16 protein-coding genes are annotated in these 16,839 nt (G+C 66.1%); 11 read left to right on the forward strand and 5 right to left on the reverse strand.

Annotated features, from left to right (window positions below):
- Positions 1-14: 14 nt before the first annotated feature.
- Both NC7_RS13320 and NC7_RS13325 read right to left on the reverse strand, forming a co-directional pair.
- Complete coding sequence (locus NC7_RS13320; protein ID WP_067982794.1) at positions 15-956, reverse strand: LysR family transcriptional regulator; 942 nt, start codon at positions 954-956, stop codon at positions 15-17.
- Positions 957-1,034: 78 nt separating this feature from the next.
- Complete coding sequence (locus NC7_RS13325) at positions 1,035-2,390, reverse strand: phenylacetate--CoA ligase family protein (protein ID WP_067982797.1); 1,356 nt, start codon at positions 2,388-2,390, stop codon at positions 1,035-1,037.
- A 344-nt stretch (positions 2,391-2,734) separates the two neighbouring features.
- On the opposite strand from NC7_RS13325, the gene NC7_RS13330 reads away from it, so the two are divergent.
- The 7 genes from NC7_RS13330 (at position 2,735) to NC7_RS13360 (ending at position 9,753) form a co-directional block, all read left to right on the forward strand.
- Positions 2,735-3,880, forward strand: a complete 1,146-nt coding sequence (locus tag NC7_RS13330; RefSeq protein ID WP_067982800.1) for an acyl-CoA dehydrogenase family protein — start codon at positions 2,735-2,737, stop codon at positions 3,878-3,880.
- 36 nt (positions 3,881-3,916) lie between these two features.
- Positions 3,917-4,420: a MaoC family dehydratase gene (locus tag NC7_RS13335; RefSeq protein ID WP_067488624.1), complete on the forward strand. Its 504-nt coding sequence runs from the start codon at positions 3,917-3,919 to the stop codon at positions 4,418-4,420.
- A 4-nt stretch (positions 4,421-4,424) separates the two neighbouring features.
- Complete coding sequence (locus NC7_RS13340) at positions 4,425-5,630, forward strand: thiolase family protein (protein ID WP_067982803.1); 1,206 nt, start codon at positions 4,425-4,427, stop codon at positions 5,628-5,630.
- An 18-nt stretch (positions 5,631-5,648) separates the two neighbouring features.
- Positions 5,649-6,068 carry a Zn-ribbon domain-containing OB-fold protein gene (locus NC7_RS13345; RefSeq protein WP_067982806.1) on the forward strand — a complete coding sequence of 140 codons (420 nt, stop codon included), beginning with the start codon at positions 5,649-5,651 and terminating at the stop codon, positions 6,066-6,068.
- Between the two features lie 9 nt (positions 6,069-6,077).
- Entirely contained in the window at positions 6,078-7,256 is a 1,179-nt protein-coding gene (locus NC7_RS13350) for a CaiB/BaiF CoA transferase family protein (RefSeq protein ID WP_067982808.1), read from the forward strand.
- Positions 7,249-8,403 (forward strand): CaiB/BaiF CoA transferase family protein, encoded by a 1,155-nt coding sequence (locus NC7_RS13355; protein WP_067982811.1) that lies wholly within the window; start codon positions 7,249-7,251, stop codon positions 8,401-8,403. The genes NC7_RS13350 and NC7_RS13355 overlap by 8 nt, the downstream gene beginning before the upstream one ends.
- Positions 8,404-8,700: 297 nt before the next feature.
- On the forward strand, positions 8,701-9,753 hold the full coding sequence (locus tag NC7_RS13360; RefSeq protein WP_328821109.1) for an FAD-dependent monooxygenase: 1,053 nt from the start codon (positions 8,701-8,703) through the stop codon (positions 9,751-9,753).
- Positions 9,754-9,797: 44 nt separating this feature from the next.
- On the opposite strand, the gene NC7_RS13365 is transcribed toward NC7_RS13360, so the two are convergent.
- A complete protein-coding gene (locus NC7_RS13365; protein ID WP_067982816.1) occupies positions 9,798-11,006 on the reverse strand; it encodes a CaiB/BaiF CoA transferase family protein in 1,209 nt (402 codons plus the stop codon).
- 316 nt (positions 11,007-11,322) lie between these two features.
- Here NC7_RS13365 and NC7_RS13370 point away from each other — a divergent pair, with 316 nt between their 5' ends.
- On the forward strand, positions 11,323-12,237 hold the full coding sequence (locus NC7_RS13370; protein WP_067982818.1) for an alpha/beta hydrolase: 915 nt from the start codon (positions 11,323-11,325) through the stop codon (positions 12,235-12,237).
- Between the two features lie 67 nt (positions 12,238-12,304).
- On the opposite strand, the gene NC7_RS13375 is transcribed toward NC7_RS13370, so the two are convergent.
- Together NC7_RS13375 and NC7_RS28545 are read right to left on the reverse strand one after the other, a co-directional pair.
- Positions 12,305-12,493, reverse strand: coding sequence for a hypothetical protein (locus NC7_RS13375; RefSeq protein ID WP_067982821.1), 189 nt, complete (start codon positions 12,491-12,493; stop codon positions 12,305-12,307).
- A 116-nt stretch (positions 12,494-12,609) separates the two neighbouring features.
- The gene (locus tag NC7_RS28545) at positions 12,610-13,107 is read right to left on the reverse strand and encodes a putative quinol monooxygenase (protein ID WP_084458471.1); all 498 of its coding nucleotides are present in this window, start codon (positions 13,105-13,107) and stop codon (positions 12,610-12,612) included.
- A 434-nt stretch (positions 13,108-13,541) separates the two neighbouring features.
- Between NC7_RS28545 and NC7_RS13385 the strand changes: the two genes are divergently transcribed.
- The 3 genes from NC7_RS13385 to NC7_RS13390 all read left to right on the forward strand — a co-directional run bounded on the left by NC7_RS13385 (position 13,542) and on the right by NC7_RS13390 (position 16,818).
- Positions 13,542-15,095 (forward strand): aldehyde dehydrogenase family protein, encoded by a 1,554-nt coding sequence (locus tag NC7_RS13385; protein ID WP_067982827.1) that lies wholly within the window; start codon positions 13,542-13,544, stop codon positions 15,093-15,095.
- A 68-nt stretch (positions 15,096-15,163) separates the two neighbouring features.
- The gene (locus tag NC7_RS29110; RefSeq protein ID WP_157101985.1) at positions 15,164-15,331 is read left to right on the forward strand and encodes a hypothetical protein; all 168 of its coding nucleotides are present in this window, start codon (positions 15,164-15,166) and stop codon (positions 15,329-15,331) included.
- Entirely contained in the window at positions 15,328-16,818 is a 1,491-nt protein-coding gene (locus NC7_RS13390; protein ID WP_067982830.1) for an aldehyde dehydrogenase family protein, read from the forward strand. The genes NC7_RS29110 and NC7_RS13390 overlap by 4 nt, the downstream gene beginning before the upstream one ends.
- Positions 16,819-16,839 lie beyond the last annotated feature (21 nt).

The following is a 16,839-nucleotide window of genomic DNA, read 5'->3' on the forward strand; positions in this document are numbered from 1 at the left end:
CTTCCCGGCCCGACTCACCGGCCCGGCGTCGGTTCGTCCCCATCGATCGGGCGGGTCAGCAGCTGTTCGATGAGAACCTTTGCGGCCGGGCTGAATTCGCGACCGCGGGCAGTGGCGAGATGGATCCGTCGTTCCGCCCAGGGTTCGGCGAGTTCCAGCACGGCGACGCGGCCGGTCCATTCGTGGCCGACCAGGCATTCCGGTTGCACGGTGACGCCGAGCCCGGCATGGACCAGGCTGATGGCGGCACCGCCGCTGCGTAGCACGTGCTTCGGGGTGTATTCCTCACCGATTCGGTGCGCTGCGGCGCGCAGCGCACCGACCAGTGCGCGCGGCGCGATCAGGTTCTCGGGCAGCAGGTCCCGGATCGTCACGCTCGATTGCCCGCTGAGCGGGTGCTCCAGGGGAACAACAGCGACGATGCGGTCGCGCCGGTACGGTGTCACCTCCACGCCGTCCAGATCCAGGCCATACGCCGAGACGAAGACGCCGAGGTCGGCCTCACCGCGCGCCACCTCCTGCACGATATCGGCGTTCTCCACCTCGTGCACCACCAGGTCGACCAGCGGGTATTCGCGGCTGAACTCGCCCAGCTCACGAGCCAGGAACGGCACGATCACCGACCGGGCCGAAACGATGCGCAACTCGCCCTGCACGCCCTCGGTGAGCGAGGCGAATTCGGTGCGCATGTCGTCGAGGCTGTCGAAGATCATCCGGGCGTGCCGGGCCAGGATCGCCCCGGCCGGGCTCGGCACCACCCCTTTCGGGGTCCGCTCCAGCAGTTTGACGCCCGCGATGTTCTCGAGCACCTGAATGCGTTTGGTCGCGGTGGACGCGGCGATGTTCTCGCGGATCGCGGCCAGGCCGATCTGCTGTTCTTCGATCGCGGAGAGGAACAGGCGCAAAGTGAACAGGTCGACCTGCCTGATCAGGTGCAACCGGTTGAGCGTGCCCATCTCACCTCCGCTGTCGGGCCGGACCGGTGACTCCGATCATAGTGCGATTCCATGCGGAGAATATTTGATATCACGCATTCAGGCAGTCGGCACCCGCTCGATGAGTGCGACCTTGACATGGTCGGGCCGCTTCAGGGTGCCGTCGGGCACGAGCTCGACTGTCGTCTTCACGTTGAGCGCCGAGCGCACCCGGCCTTCGATGGTGGCGCGCAGGTCGTCGCGCTGTTCGGTTGTCAGGTGCAATGCGTACTCCACCACCAAGGGTAGTGGGCGTTGGGTGGAGTGGCCCTCGAAGTCGGCGCGGATGCGCATCTCCCCGGTCGTCGCGGGCGCCAGTTCCATGACCAGCTCCTTGACCGCGGACGGGAACAGGTTGATGCCACGCACGATCAACATGTCATCCGTCCGCCCGACGCAGCGCACCTTGTAACCCGTTCGGCCGCAAGCACAATCGGTGCCGGTGACAACCACATGGTCACGGGTGCGGAAGCGCAGCAGGGGAGAGGCCTGGCGCCGCAACGCCGTGTAAACGAGTTCACCGCTGGCGCCCTCGACGGGCGCCACCTGGTCGCCGGTCTCGGGGTCGATGAGTTCGGCGATCATCAGATCCGGTGACAGGAAGTGCATGCCGTCGCCGACCTCACACTCGCCCCAGTAGGTGCACGCGATGTCGGTGCCGCCCAGCATTTCCCGTGCCGTGGCGCCCCAGAGCGATTCGAGCTTCTCGCGCACCGCGGGCAGCCCACCGCCGGGTTCGCCACCCACACTGATCGCGCGCACGCCCAGTTCGGCGGCGGCGCGACCGACGATCTGCGGTGCCTGCTCGGCCAGGTGGGTGAGGAAGTAGGGGGTGCCGATCAGGGCGTTGGGACGCTGATCGGCCTGCACGCGCAGCAGCCGTTCGGCGCCCGCTTCCGCGCCGATCGGGATGTCCACGATGCCCATGTACTGCAGGATCTGCACGACCGGCAGACCACCGACGAAGCCTTTGCTCATGCCGAAGCCGTGCAGCAGGCGATCGCCGGGCCGGAATCCGTTGGCGTAGAGGGCACGTGCGCCCAGCTCACTCCAGGTGCGGATGTCGCTTTCCGTCAGACCGACATACGACGGTGAGCCCGTGGTCCCCGACGACGCCTGAATCTGCACGATGTCGGCATCGGACGCGGCGACGTGCGTGCCAAGCGGTGGGGCGGAGGCGAGGCTGTCGCGCAGTTCCTGCTTCTCGGTGAACGGCAGACCGGCCAGGTCGTCGACGGTTTCGATGCTGTCGACGTCGACGCCGTGTTCGGCGAACTTCGCCTGATAGAAGGCGCTGTGCGCGGCCAGGTAGGTGAGCTGCTCGCGGAGCCGCTCGTCCTGCACTCGGCGCGCCTCCTGCGCCGACAAGGTCTCGACAGCACTCCAGTACCGCGCCGAGAAAGGAACACTTCTCATGATGACTCCCGAATGGCCGTTGCAACGTCGTCGCGCTACCGTCATGGTCCGGTGACGATTCTTCCCGACCATAGTTCGGCCTTTACCGCTATTCAATTCGCCGTCTTCGAATCACCGATTCGGTATTTTTCACTTGCTAACTTCCGGTCCGACGCTCAGCCTTGAGATGTTTAGCGCTGGACGCGCTGACCTGCTGGTTTTCTGACTGGCACGATGTCCTGACCGGGATTCGGAGCTGTCGAAAAGGCGATTCGAAGATCATCACTTGGCGCATCGGCCGAGCGGAATTAACGTACTTCTCGGCGAACAATTCATCCGAACTCATCGCATACGGAGCACAAAGAATGAATTCGAACTTCCTGGACGATGCGCAGGCCGACTGGCTCGACACCGTGAACAAATTCATGGACAACGAGATCACCGTCGAATATGTGCGCAAGTGCGACAGCGGCCGGGAGTACCCGTACGAGGCCTACGAGAAGATCGCCGCCCAGGGCTGGCTCGGCATCCTCATCGACGAGGCAGACGGCGGCTCCGGCGGCGACATCTTCGACTACTCGCTGATGGCCGAAGGCCTCGGCAAGTTCGGTTTCGACTTCGCCTGCTCGGTGCTGGTCCCCACCTTCACCGCGATGAACATTCTCAAATACGGCACCGACGAGCAGAAGGCGCGCTACGTCAAGCCGTTCATCGACGGGCAGATCCGCTTCTCGGTCTCGATCTCCGAGCCCGACGCCGGCTCGGACGCCTCCAACACCAAGACCCGCGCGCGTCGCGACGAGAACGGTGACTGGATCGTCACCGGGCAGAAGCTGTGGTGCTCGGGTGCGGCGGCCAAGGACACCGTCATCGCGATGCTGGTGCGCACCGACGCCGACGACAAGCACGGCGGCCTGTCGGTCCTGTTGATCCCCAACGACACTCCCGGCCTGGACATCCGCAAGCTGCCGACGCTGTCGCGCCACGCCACCGGCACCACCGAGATCTTCCTCGACGAGGTTCGCGTCCCCGCCGATGCATTGCTCGGCCAGGTCGGCCAGGGCTGGAAGATCATCACCGACCACCTCGAACTCGAGCGCTGTGCCGTCGCCGCCGCCTACGTGGGCAACGCCCAGGAAGCGGTGCGCGCGGCCAACAAGTACGCCCACGAGCGGATCCAGTTCGGCAAGCCCATCTACGAATTCCAGGTGCTCAAGCACATGCTCGCCGAGAACCAGACCCGCGTCGACGCCGCGCGCCTGCTCTGCTACCGCGCCGCCAAGATGAAGGCCGCCGGTCTGCCCGCCGCCCGCGAGACCTCGATGGCCAAGCTCTACGGCTCCGAGACGCTCAAACAGTGCGCCCTCGACGGCATGCAGATCCTCGGCGGCTACGCCAACCTGCCCGAGGCCGATATGGAGCGCTACCTGCGCGAGAGCGTGCAGTCCACCATCGGCGGCGGCACCTCGCAGATCCAGCGCACCATCATCGCCAAGTCGATGCGCCTGTAATCCACCCTTCCGCAAGAACTTTCGAGGAGAACTTCGATGGCCACCATCAACAACCGCATCGACATGCCGCTCGACGAGATCGAGGTCGGCACCGTCTTCCGCTCCGGCGGACGCACCATCACCGAGGCCGACGTGGTGAATTACTGTGCGCTGACGGGCAACTGGATCGAGATCCACTCCAACGTCCACTACGCCGCGCAGACCCGTTTCGGTGAGCGCCTGGTACAGGGGTCGCTGACCTACTCCCTGATGACCGGCCTGATCCAGTTCGGCCCGTCGATCCAGGCGAACTACGGCATCGACAACCTGCGCTACCTCAAGCCGGTGCTCATCAACGACACGATCTACGTCACCGCAGAGGTGATCGCCAAGAAGGACAAGGACGAGAAGTTCGGCGTCATCACCTTCCTGATGAAGGCGCTCAACCAGCACGGCGACGTGGTCCAGCGCAGCGAGTGGAGCCTGCTCATGCTGCGCAAGCGCGAGGATCTCGAAGCCCTCGTCGGCGCCTCGCTGCCGACCGAAAAGGTGCGGGGCTGATCCGATGACCGCACAACCCGTCGCAGCGATCGTCGGCATGGGCGACGCCTATGCCACCCGCGCCGATCGTAAGGACCCGCTGCAACTGGCCGTCGAGGCCACCGTCGCAGCGCTCGCCGACGCGGGGATCACGAAGAACCAGGTGGACGCCCTGTTCACCGGACGCTCGCCGTGGGCCGACAAGCGCTCGCAGTGGAACAACATCTTCGCCTCGCACATGCAGATGCCGCTGACGTTCACCAGCGAGCTCACCTTGCACGGCGCCGGACTCACCGCCACGCTCGCGCAGGCATCGCAGATGATCGCCGCGGGCAAGGCCGAGTACGTGCTCTGCCTGCAGAGCGATGCGACGGAGTTGTTCGTCGACGCGGTGGCCATGGGCGCGGAGGCAGACGCGGATCCACAGTTCGAAGTGATGTACGGACCGACGATCCCGTCCCTCTACGCCCAGGCCGCGCGCCGATACTTCCACGAATTCGACATCACCGAAGCCGATCTGGCCGAGGTCGCCGTCGCCGATCAGCGCTGGGGTGCCCATCATCCGCACGCGGCCAAGGCCAAGCACGGCGAGATCGATGTCGCCACCGTGCTCGCCTCGCCGTATGTGGCGACGCCGCTGCGCCGGTGGATGTGTTCGACCTGGGGTGGTGGTACCGGCGGCGCGCTGGTCGTCACCGCGGCCGACAATGTGCGTCCCCAGCAGAAGCCGGTCTACCTGCACGGGTACGGGTCGGCCACCACGCACGAGTACCTGTCGGACCGGATGAACATGCGCACATGCAAATTCGCCGACTTCGGCACCCTGCCCAACCTGACCCATACCGCCACGATCGAGGCAGCGCGGCAGGCCTATGCGATGGCCGGGCTCGGCCCCTCCGATATCGACATGGTGCAGATGTCGGTGAACTTCGCGCACATGGGCCCGATCCTCATGGAGGACTTGGGCTTCGCGAAGAAGGGCCGCGGCATCGACGTCTATCGCGAGGGCCGCACCGGCATCGACGGCGACCTACCCACCGACACCAACGGTGGCTGGCTGTCCTTCGGCCAGCCCGGCATCTCCTGCAACATGGACACCATCGTCGAGACCGTGCGCCAGCTGCGCGGGCAGGCGCTGGGGCTGGCGCCCACCCGCAAGCCGGAGACCGCGCTGGTCCAAGGAGCGGGCGGCATGCTGGCGGCGGGCAGCGTCCTGGTGCTGGCGGCCTGAGCGGAATCGGAGAAGAACATGAGCGAGACCACACACAGCGACTGGCCGCAGCCGTACCAGTTGCTCGATGCCGCACCCTACTGGGCGGCGCTGGACGAGCGGCGCCTGACCTTTCAACGCTGCGCCAACTGTGTCGAAGCCGTCTGGCCCGCACATTCGTACTGCCCCTACTGCGCTTCGTCCGCACTGAACTGGGAGGAGTCGACCGGGCGCGGCACGGTCTACTCCTTCAGCACGGTGATGCGTGGCCCGACGCCGGTATGGGCATCGATCACGCCCTACACTGTCGGGTTCGTGCAGATGGCCGAGGGCTACATGCTCTTCGCCCAGATCGAAGGTGACCCCGCGGCCATCGCGATCGATCAGGACGTCACCGTCCGGTTCGTCGAACGCGGTGCTCGGACCATCCCCGTCTTCACCGCCGCGAAGCCCGGATAGAGGTACGTCATGAACCAGCAGAGCGAACTTCCGCTGTCCGGAATCGTCGTGGTCGAACTCGGTGACAGCGCCTCCGCGCCGTTCACCGGCAAGATCCTGGCCGAACTCGGGGCCGAGGTATGGAAAGTCGAACGACCGACCGGTGATTCGTCGCGCGGGTGGGGTCCGAGCATGTGGAAAGGCAGCGGCGCGGCATTCCACGCGCTCAACCGAGGCAAACAGTCCATCAGTATCGACATCAAGGACCGCGAGCAGCTCGCGCTGCTGCACCAATTGATCGCCGAACGCGCCGACGTGTTCCTGCACAATCTGCGACCCGGCTCCGCGGCGAAGTACGGTCTGGACGCCGAAAGCCTCCGGGTCACCAAACCCGAACTCGTGCATTGCGAGGTCGGCGCGTTCGGGCACACCGGGCCGATGAACAGCCTGCCCGGCTACGACCCACTGATGCAGGCGTTCTCCGGCATCATGAGCATCACCGGCGAACACGACGGCCCACCGGTCCGCGCGGGAGTGTCGATCATCGACTTCGGCACCGGAATGTGGGCGGCCATCGGCATCCTCGCCGCACTCCATCGGCGCCGAACCAAACTGGACGGTGCCGCGGTGAACGCCTCGCTGCTGGAAACAGCGATCGCATGGATGTCGATCGGCGTCGCGGGCTACAACGCCGACGGCGCCCCCGGTGAACGCCACGGCTCGGGAGTCGCGTTCATCGTCCCGCACCGCGCCTACTCGGCCGCCGACGGTGATCTGATCATCAGCTGCGGCAACGACGGACTGTTCGCTCGCCTGAGCCAGGCGCTGGACCGACCCGAATGGGCGAGCGACGACCGGTTCGCGACGAACACCGCTCGGCTGGCCAACCGCGCCGAGATCGACCGTTCGATCGCAGACCGGCTGGCGCAGCACCCACGCGAGCACTGGCAGAAACGGTTGCAGGACTTCGGTGTTCCCGTCGCGCCGGTGCAGACGACTGCCGAGATGGTGGCCCACGAACAGACCAAGGCGCTCGGCATCATCGGTGCGCCCACCGGGGACGAGATCGGGGTCGTCGGACTGCCGCTGTCGTTCGACGGCAAACGACCGCCCCCCTTGCCTGCCGCGCAGAATATCGGCGGCGCCGACGACCGGTTGCACGGTGTTCTCGGACAGCGACGCGGCACCGACGGCAACAGCGATGGCTGAGCGCAGCGGCCCGCTGACGGGCATTCGCATCGTCGAACTCGGCGGGGTCGGACCGACCCCCTTCGCCGCGATGCTGCTGTCGGACCTGGGCGCCGATGTCATCCGGTTGGACCGGCCGCCGGGCTACGACGGCGGTGCATCGGTAGATGCGAAGTTCAACCTGCTCAATCGGGGCAGGCGCAGCGCTGTGTTCGACCTGAAGAAGCCCGCTGCGGTCGAGGCCGTGCTGCGGCTCGTCGGCGCGGCTCATGTGGTGCTCGAGGGGTTTCGGCCCGGGGTCGCGGAGAAACTCGGCCTCGGCCCCGAGGAATGTATGGCCGTGAATCCGGCTCTGGTATACGGCCGGATGACCGGGTGGGGCCAGCACGGGCCGCTCGCGCGTGACCCCGGACACGACCTCAACTACATCTCGCTGACCGGCGTGCTGCATGCGGTCGGCCGCGCGGGTGAACCGCCCGTCATCCCGCTCAATCTGGCGGGTGACTTCGGCGGTGGATCGCTGTACCTGGCGCTAGGGGTGGTCTCCGCGCTGCTGGAGAGTCGTTCGTCCGGCCGAGGGCAAGTCGTCGACGCTGCCATGGTCGACGGCTCGGCCTCGCTCATGACGCTGTTCTACGGCCTGTTCGCCGCCGGTTACTGGAGCGACGAGCGCGGCGTGAACCGGCTCGACTCGGGCGCACCCTGGTACAACGTCTACGAAACCGCTGATGGCGGCTGGATCAGTGTGGGCGCCAACGAATCCCGCTTCTGGCGCAATATGCTGCGGATCATGGGGATCGACGAAGCGGAGCTGCCCGGCCAGCACGACAGAGCGCAATGGCCCGCGATGCGGGAAAGATTCGCTGCCGTGTTCCGCACCAGAACCCGCGACGAATGGTGTGCTCTCGCAGCCGGCCAGGAAGCCTGCCTGACTCCGGTACTCTCGCTCACCGAGGCACCGAGCAACCCACACCTGCGGGCCCGCGGCACCTTCGTCGAGGTCGAGGGAGTCGTCCAGCCCGCTCCGGCACCGCGTTTCAGCCGCACACCCGGTGCGATCCAGCGACCGCCTGCCGAACCCGGTGAGCACACCGACGAGGTGCTGGGGGACTGGGGTTTCAGCCCGGACGAACTCACCACTCTTCGAGAACAGGGTGCGATCGGCTGACTACTGCGTGCCGAAATGACGTGGGCTGGGCGGATTTCCGCCCAGCCCACGTGCTGCGCGACTTGGACGTCACCGCGGTGACGCCGGTCAGGAACCGGGTTCGCGGTCTTCCTAGGAGCAATTCCTCCCCTGCAACGGGTGATCGGCGGGTGTCACCATCGAGTCGGACAGCAGCACGGCCGAGTGCTGTGGGCCGAACGCACCTACCGCATCTCGGGGAAGGGTCGCGCGGCGTGAATCGAGGAGACCGTCATTTCTACGAACAGTTCCGGGCAGACGTCGCGGCACGCGGCGGCATTGATCGTCGGTGGCTCACTGGGTGGGTTGACAACGGCGCTCGCGTTGGCGGCTCGCGGTACAGCGGTGACCGTGCTCGAGCGGACATCCGGACGCACCCAACGTGGTGTGGCGATTCTGGTATCGGGTGCCGGTCTGCGCCGGGCGCTCGGTCGGCATGCGCGCGAGATCGTCGGCACGGCGCTCGGTCCCGCCTCGATGCGCCAGGCCGTGTACCCGCATTCCTGGTGGGACGTGTACTCGGCGCTACGTGCCGCCGCTGATGCGGAACCGCTCGTCACGGTGGTCGAGAACGTGCACATCGTCGAGGTCGGACAGGACGACAGCACCGCCTGGGCCAGGGAAGCGGACGGCTCCACGTGGACCGGCGACGTCCTTCTCGGGGCGGACGGGTATCGCAGCGTGGTGCGCCGCTGGGTGGATCAGGCACGCCCCGTCGCCGACTACGCGGGCTACGTCGTGTGGCTCGGCCAATCCGAACTGCCCGAGTCCTACCTCGACCGGGCAGGCGGCCCCGACTTCTTCTCCGGCGAGGACGACATGCTGGCCGTGTACCCACTGATCGACCGCGACGGGGGCGTCACTCGCTACGGGTGGGGCTGGTTCGATCCGCACCACACGTCGCTGTTCCAGCGGATCGGGGCGATCGAGGGCACGGAGGTCAAGCACACGCCGCGCGTGGACGCGATCCCCGCCGAGGTGTACGACGACATGGTGCGCACCGCCGAAAAACGGTGGTCGGAGCCCTGGCGTACGGGAGTTGTCGAAGCGTTCCAGGCGAGGGAGGTGGTGGCCACGCCGATCACCGAGTATTTGCCGCAGCGGGTGGTCAACGGCCGCATCGGTGTGCTCGGTGACGCCGCGCACGCCCAAACACCCATGACCGGTGCGGGATTCGAAGAGGCGGTAGCGGACGCGGCGGCGCTGGCCGAGGCGCTCGACGGCGTCGAGGTCGAAGAAGGCCTGGCGCGCTACGAATCCGCCCGGCTGGTGGGAATGCGCAACCGGGTGTCGGCGGGACAGTCGTTCAGTCGATCCTTCGCGGGCGTCTGAAACTCGCTCGACGCTGTCGTCGATCAGGTCGACAGCTCATTCGGTCAGATCCGGAGGGTCTCCGGCGTGTACGCCGCACCGGTCGACACCAAATGCTCGATCTCGTCTTCCCCGAACCCGTACTCGCTGAGGACCTGTACCGAATGTTCGCCGAGCCTTGGTGCGGGGTACCGCAATGCAGGGGCGTCTTCGCTCCACTGTTGTGGGATACCCAGCGACCGCAGCAGACCTTCGGTCGGGTGTTCCTCCTGGATGAAGAATCCGACATCCTTCATGTGTGGATCGTCGAGAAGCGTTTCAGGAGTATTCATCTCGATGGCGGGGATGTCCGCTTCGGCCAGGATCTGCACCCACTCCGCCGTCGTTTTGGTTTCGAGAACTTCGGCGAGGAAGCGGTAGAGCAGCCCGATGTTCTCGGTGCGACCGCCGATATCGGCGAAACGGGGGTCCTGGGCCATCTCGGGCCTGCCTGCCAGGACGAAGAATCGGTGCCAGTGCTTGTCGTTGTAGACGTTGACGCCGAGGTAGCCGTCGCGGGTGCGGTACGGGCGGCGGTCGGCGTTCATCATCCGGGCGTAGCCGGAGGTGCCGATCGACGGGATGAAGGTGTGACCGTAGAGGTGGTCACCCATGGCGAACTGGGCAAATGTCTCGAACATCGGGACCTGCACCTCCTGGCCGCGTCCCGAGCGCTCACGGCGGTAGAGGGCGGTGGTGATGGCGTTGGCCGCGGCCATGCCGACGACGCGGTCGGCGATCGCGGTGGCGATATAGGTCGGCTCACCGGTTTTGCGGCTCTGCAGGACCGGCATGCCGACGGCGGCCTGGATCAGGTCGTCGTAGGCGGGCCGGTCGGCGTAGGGGCCGTTCTGTCCGAAACCGAAAGCGCCGCAATAGATCAGGCGTGGATTGCGTTCACGGACCTGCTCGTAGGCCAAGCCGAGGCGTGCCATCGACTTCGGCCGCAGACTGTAGAGCAGCACATCCGCCGAGGCCGACATGCGCTGGAGCGCGGCATTGCCGTCGGCGGACTTGAGATCGAGCACCACGCTGCGCTTGTTGCGATTGAGGTGCAAGAAGATCGCGCCCATGCCGGGATTGCGGCGTGGACCGACACCACGGGTGGTGTCGCCGACCGTCGACTCGATCTTCACGACATCGGCGCCCATGTCGGCCAGCAGCAAGGTCGCGAACGGGCCCATGAAGTTCGAGGTCAGATCGAGGATGCGCACGCCGTCGAGCGGTCCGGTCATGTTCGTCTCTTTTCGTGATGGGGGAACACGGCCGGGGCAGCTCACCGGCAGCGATCGTGAATCGTGCCGGGAGAACCCGAGGCCCGGTCACCGGCTGTCCTCATCGTAGGTCGCTGAACTGCTCGAACCCAGTGACATGTTCCGAAGCGGGAATTCGCGATGGTCGAATCGCTGTGGATCGCCTGCGAACAGGAGTTCTTACCAGGTTCGAGGGTTCCTGGGAAGAATCTTTCCCATTGTCGGTCGCCTCTGCCGGAGAGAAGGTTGTTGCATCGGCTTCGAGCCGGAACAGATCTCATCGAAAGGATCGTGCCTGATGCGCACAAGCGTCACCTTCCCGAGCAACGGCTTGCGCCTGGCGGGCATCCTGTTCACCCCCGAAAACCGCGGCGGCGAGCGTCTGCCCGCCGTGGTGGTGTCGCACCCCGGCGGTGGTGTCAAGGAGCAGACCGCCAGCGTCTACGCCCAGCGTCTGGCCGACAAGGGATACGCCGCGCTCGTGTTCGACGCCGCCTACCAGGGCGAGAGCGAAGGCGAGCCGCGCTTCCTGGAAGACCCCTTCCAGCGCAGCGAGGATGTCAAGTCCGCGGTCACCTTCCTTACCACCCGCGACGACATCGACCCCGCCCGCATCGGTGCCCTCGGCATCTGCGCCTCCGGCGGCTACGTGCCCTTCGCCGCGCAGACCGACCACCGCATCAAGGCCGTCGCGACCGTGAGCGGTCTCGACATCGGCGACTACCTGAGCAACGGTCTCGGGCGCACCCAGGACCCCTCGGTGCTGCAGGAGATGCTGGACGCCGCCGGTGCGCTGCGCACCGCCGAGGCCGAAGGTGCCGAACCGAACTACCAGATCTGGGCGCCGCCGAGCGCGGAAGGCCTCGAGCAGGCTCCGGATCTCTTCCGCGAGGCCCACGACTACTACCGCACCCCTCGCGGACAGCACGAGCGCTCGGAGAACAAGTGGCCGTTGCAGAGCATCGACCGCATCGCCCAGTTCGATGCCTACGCCAAGATCGCCATGATCTCCCCGCGTCCGCTGCTGATGATCGTCGGCTCCAAGGCCGACACCGCCTACTTCAGCGAGGAGGCCGTCGCCAAGGCCGCCGAGCCGAAGGAACTGTTCGTGGTCGACGGTGCCAGCCATGTCGACCTCTACGACCTCGACCAGTACGTCACCCCCACCGTGGCCAAGCTCGACGAGTTCTTCGGTAAGGGCCTGACCGGCTGATCCCGGTCACCGTACACACAAGCCTCTATCCCGCACGGGTGATCCCTTGCGGGACAGAGGCTTTCGTCTATCGGTCAGGTGTCTTCACCAGGATCGGTCCGTCACCGAAAATGGTTCCGGTATCGACAGAGGCCAGCGCAGAGCGGCTCAGAGTGCCGTCGCCGTTGACGTCGAAGACATGGATTTTCGTCGTCACCGTAGTGGGCAGGCAGTCGGCGACGTAGAGGTGGCGCTCGTCGTCTCTGAGTTTCGCCAACCCGGGAAGGATCCCGCGGGCGCCCTGAACGGTGAGCCGGGGAGTGGTGTCAGGGCACCGTCGGAACCGATCGAGAAGCCTTCAACCGGACCCTACCAATATCGTCATCGTTGTCGTCAGACGCCCAGGAAATCGTGGTACCGGAAGGTGATTTCGCCGTCCAGCATCTCGAGGAGTTCGGCGATCACGCCGGACTCGTCGCGCCACGCGAGGTAGGCCTCGAAATCTGAACGCTTGTCCCACTTCTCGACGAACAGGATGTGGGCGGGGTCATCCTGATTGCGCGCGACCTCGACGCTGATGTTGCCGGGGAAGCTGCGGGTGCCCGGCAGGTTCTTGACGAACCACTCGCGCAGATCATCGAATCGGCCCTCTCGAGCCGACATGTCGATTGTCACCTGAATAGCCATGGAAATGCGGACTCCTGTCAAGTAATGGGATTGTTCGGCGGAATTCCGGCGGCGAACGAGACGACCGTAACCTGCATCACATCCGATGCCAATTGACGCTTCGGAAATCGGTGATTCGAGTTGGGTGAAGAGCGCGCGCATCCAAGGTTTCGGCGTGGGCGAAGCGGTGGTTCGGAAAAAGTCAATTGCTCCGATCGCGGACATCGATAGGATCGAGGCCGCACTCCTCGGAAATCTCCCTCCCGGTGTCTGCTCGCGACGCGACGGCGACTTTCGCGATCGACAGCGCGACAATTCGGCTGATCAGCGCCGCCGACTCAACAGGAGAGGTGCAGCGTGAACGTCCCCGTCTGGTCGCCGATGTGCCGATCGGCTAGCCGGCAAGCCGCGTCCGTTGACTGGATCGCTGCTCCTCGTGCACCGGGCTCCTGTTTTCCGCAGCATTGATGCTGGTAGCCGGTCCATAGCAGTTCACCCGAAGTGAGTGTCCAAGAATCTGGACACTCATGTGATCTGCATTTCCCTAGCGTCGGAACAGTGCCGCTACGCATCGGCAACATTTGCTCGGCGGACGACCGAACCATTCACCCATTCCCGCCCGGCCGGATATTCCGGCAACTCGATACATAAGGTGAGAAATGACTGCCACCCTCCCCGAAACCGCCGCTGTCGACCGTGACGGTGTGCCGCACTACCGGCTGTTCATCGATGGTGCGTGGGTCGATACCGACACCGCGATTCCGGTGATCGACCCGGCCACCGAAGAGGTCGTGGTCACCGTCGCGCAGGCCGACACCAGCCACGTCGACGCGGCGGTCGCCGCTGCCAAGCGGACCCACGAGTCCGGTGTCTGGCGCAATACCCCGCCCGCCGAGCGGGCAGCCGTGATCGACCGCGTAGTCGCCGCGCTGAGCGGCAAGATGGACGAGTTGGCGGTGCTGAGCGCCAGGGAGACCGGCATGCCGGTGCGGTTGGCGGGCGCGATCGGTGTCGGCTTCCCGCTGATGCACCTTGGTCACTACGCGGAGCTGACCCGCACCTACGAGTGGGAACGCTCGGGACCTGTTGCCGGGCAAGTGCTTTCGGCGAGCTTCATCCGCAAGGAGTCGGTCGGTGTGTGCGCGGGCATCGTGCCGTGGAACTTCCCGGCGGTCATCGCCGTGTGGAAGTCCGTTCCGGCGCTGGCGGCGGGCAACACCGTGGTCCTCAAGACCGACGAGAAGACCCCGATCTTCGCCCTCGAGCTGGCCCAGCTGCTGAAGGACGCGGGATTGCCCGACGGCGCGCTCAACATCGTCGTCGGTGACGGCCCGACGGTCGGTGCCCATCTGGTGAAGCACCCCGACGTGCGGCTGGTGTCGTTCACCGGCTCCACCGCCACCGGTCGTCAGGTGATGGCCGACGCCTCGGGCACCGTCAAGCGCGTGCTGCTCGAACTCGGTGGCAAGGGCCCGAACATCGTGCTCGACGACGCCGATCTGACTGCGGCGGTGGACGGTTCGATCTATGCCTTCCTGCTGCACGCGGGTCAGGCGTGTGAGTCCGGCACCCGGCTGCTGCTGCCCGCGTCGATCCACGACGAGTTCGTCGCCCGTCTGGTCGAACGGCTGAAGACCTTGAAGATCGGCAGTCCGCTGGATCCGGCCACCGACATCGGCGCGGTGATGAACAAGACCCAGCACGAGCGGATCCTCGGCTACATCGAGAAGGGCAAGGCCGAGGGCGCCACCGTCGTCGCCGGTGGCGGCGTGCCGACCGGCGCAGGCTTCGAGAAGGGCTTCTGGGTGGAGCCGACGGTGTTCACCGGCGTCACCAATGACATGACCATCGCCCGCGAGGAGATCTTCGGCCCCGTGCTCTCGGTGCTGAAGTACGAGTCGGAGGACGAGGCGATCAAGATCGCCAACGACACCGAGTACGGCTTGGCCGCCGCGGTGTGGAGCCGCGACAACCAGCGCGCGCTCGAGGTCGCCCGTCAGATCGAGGCCGGTTCGGTGTGGATCAACGACTACCACAACATCTCCCAGTACCTGCCGTTCGGCGGCTTCAAACAGTCCGGCACCGGCCGTGAGCTCGGTCCGGACGCACTCGACGAGTTCACCCAGGACAAGGGCATCACCCTCGACCTGTCCGGTGACGTCAGCCGTCGCGCCTACGGCTTGGTGCTCGGCACCCCACCGTCCGCCGAGTAGCACGCTTGCCCCGGAACCCGCGCGCCCGACTGCAGGGCTCGTGGTCGAAAGATCCAACGGAGAATCTCATGATCAAAGGTCAGTTCACTGATTTCGGCCCCGTCACGCTGGCCATGGTCGCCGATCCGGACGGCTACCTGGTCGAGTTGGTCTCGGGTGACCCGAACGCGGTGCAGAGTCCGCCGCCGGGCACCAAGATCCCGCACCCGGTTCCCTACATCCACGATCACGCATGAGCTCGGGCGTGGCAGTGGAAGAAGTGGTGCGGTCGGTGTTGGGTTCCGACGTCGGGCACCTGCTCATCGATGGTGAGTGGGTGCCCGCCGCGGGGGGTTCGACATTCGAGGTGATCGACCCTGGCACCGAAGAAGTCGTCGGCCGGGTCGCCGAGGCAGGCGCCGCTGATGTCGACGCGGCGGTCGCCGCGGCCCGGCGCGCCTTCGACGAGGAACGCTGGCTGCGTCTGTCCTCGGCCCAGCGCGGTGTGGTGCTGTGGCGGGTGGCCGACCTGCTCGAGGCGAAGTCCGAGGAGATGGCTCGGCTGGAGAGTCTCGACGTCGGAATGCCTGTCTCCCAGGCGAAATTGATGGTGGCCGAGGCGGTCAACCAGTTCCGCTACTACGCGGGCTGGGCGGACAAGATCCAGGGCACCACCGTCGAGATCGGGACCGCCGAACGTCGGCTGCAGGGCGCGACCTACCGCGAACCTGTCGGCGTCGCGGCCATGATCGTGCCGTGGAACGCGCCCTTGATCGCCATGTCGATGAAGCTGGCGCCCGCGCTGGCGGCGGGGTGCGCGTGTGTGCTCAAGCCCTCGGAGGAAGCACCCCTCTCAGCGCTGGCCCTCGGTCGGATTCTGCTCGAGGCGGGCGTTCCGGCGGGTGTCGTCAACGTCGTCACCGGTTTCAGGGCGACGGGCGCGGCGCTCGCCGAGCATCTGGGCATCGACAAGATCAGCTTCACCGGCTCCACCGAGGTGGGCCGCAAGATCGTCGCCGCGGCCACGGGCAATCTGAAGAAGGTGTCGCTGGAATTGGGCGGCAAGTCGCCGGTGATCGTGCTGCCCGACGCCGACATCGCCGCCGCAGCGGCTGGTATCGCGATCGGTGTGTTCTGGAACTCGGGCCAGATCTGCACCTCGGGCACGCGGTTGTTCGCGCACGCCGACGTCTACGACGAGCTGGTCGAGGGCATCGCGGAGCAGGGCCGGAGTATGAAAGTCGGCTACGGCACCGATCCGGACGCGCTGCTCGGCCCGCTGGTCTCCCAGCGTCAACTCGACCGTGTCGCCGGGTACGTCGAGGACGGCCGAGCAGCGGGTGCACGCGTCGTCAGTGGCGGAAAGCGCTTGGCGGGGCGCGGTTTCTACTACGCGCCGACCGTCATGGCCGACGCGACCGCGGACATGCGGATCGTCCGCGAGGAGATCTTCGGTCCGGTGATCGCGGCGATGTCGTTCACCGATGTCGACGCCGCGATCGCCTCGGCCAACGACACCGAATACGGCCTGGCGGGCAGCGTGTGGACGCGCGATGTCTCGCTGGCTCATCGCGTCGCCCGTCGGCTGCGCGGTGGCCGCATCGGCGTGAACATCCACCGCGCCGGTGGTGTTCAGATGCCGGTCGGCGGCTTCAAGCAGTCCGGGTGGGGCAGAGAGAACGGTCCCGACGCGCTCGAGGGATACCTCGAGACCAAATCGGTCGTCACCTTGCTCGACCGCTGACGGCGCGAGAACACTTCGATC

The sequence above is a fragment of the Nocardia caishijiensis NBRC 108228 genome (genome assembly GCF_001612825.1).
In the GTDB taxonomy this organism is placed as follows: Bacteria; Actinomycetota; Actinomycetes; order Mycobacteriales; family Mycobacteriaceae; genus Nocardia; species Nocardia caishijiensis.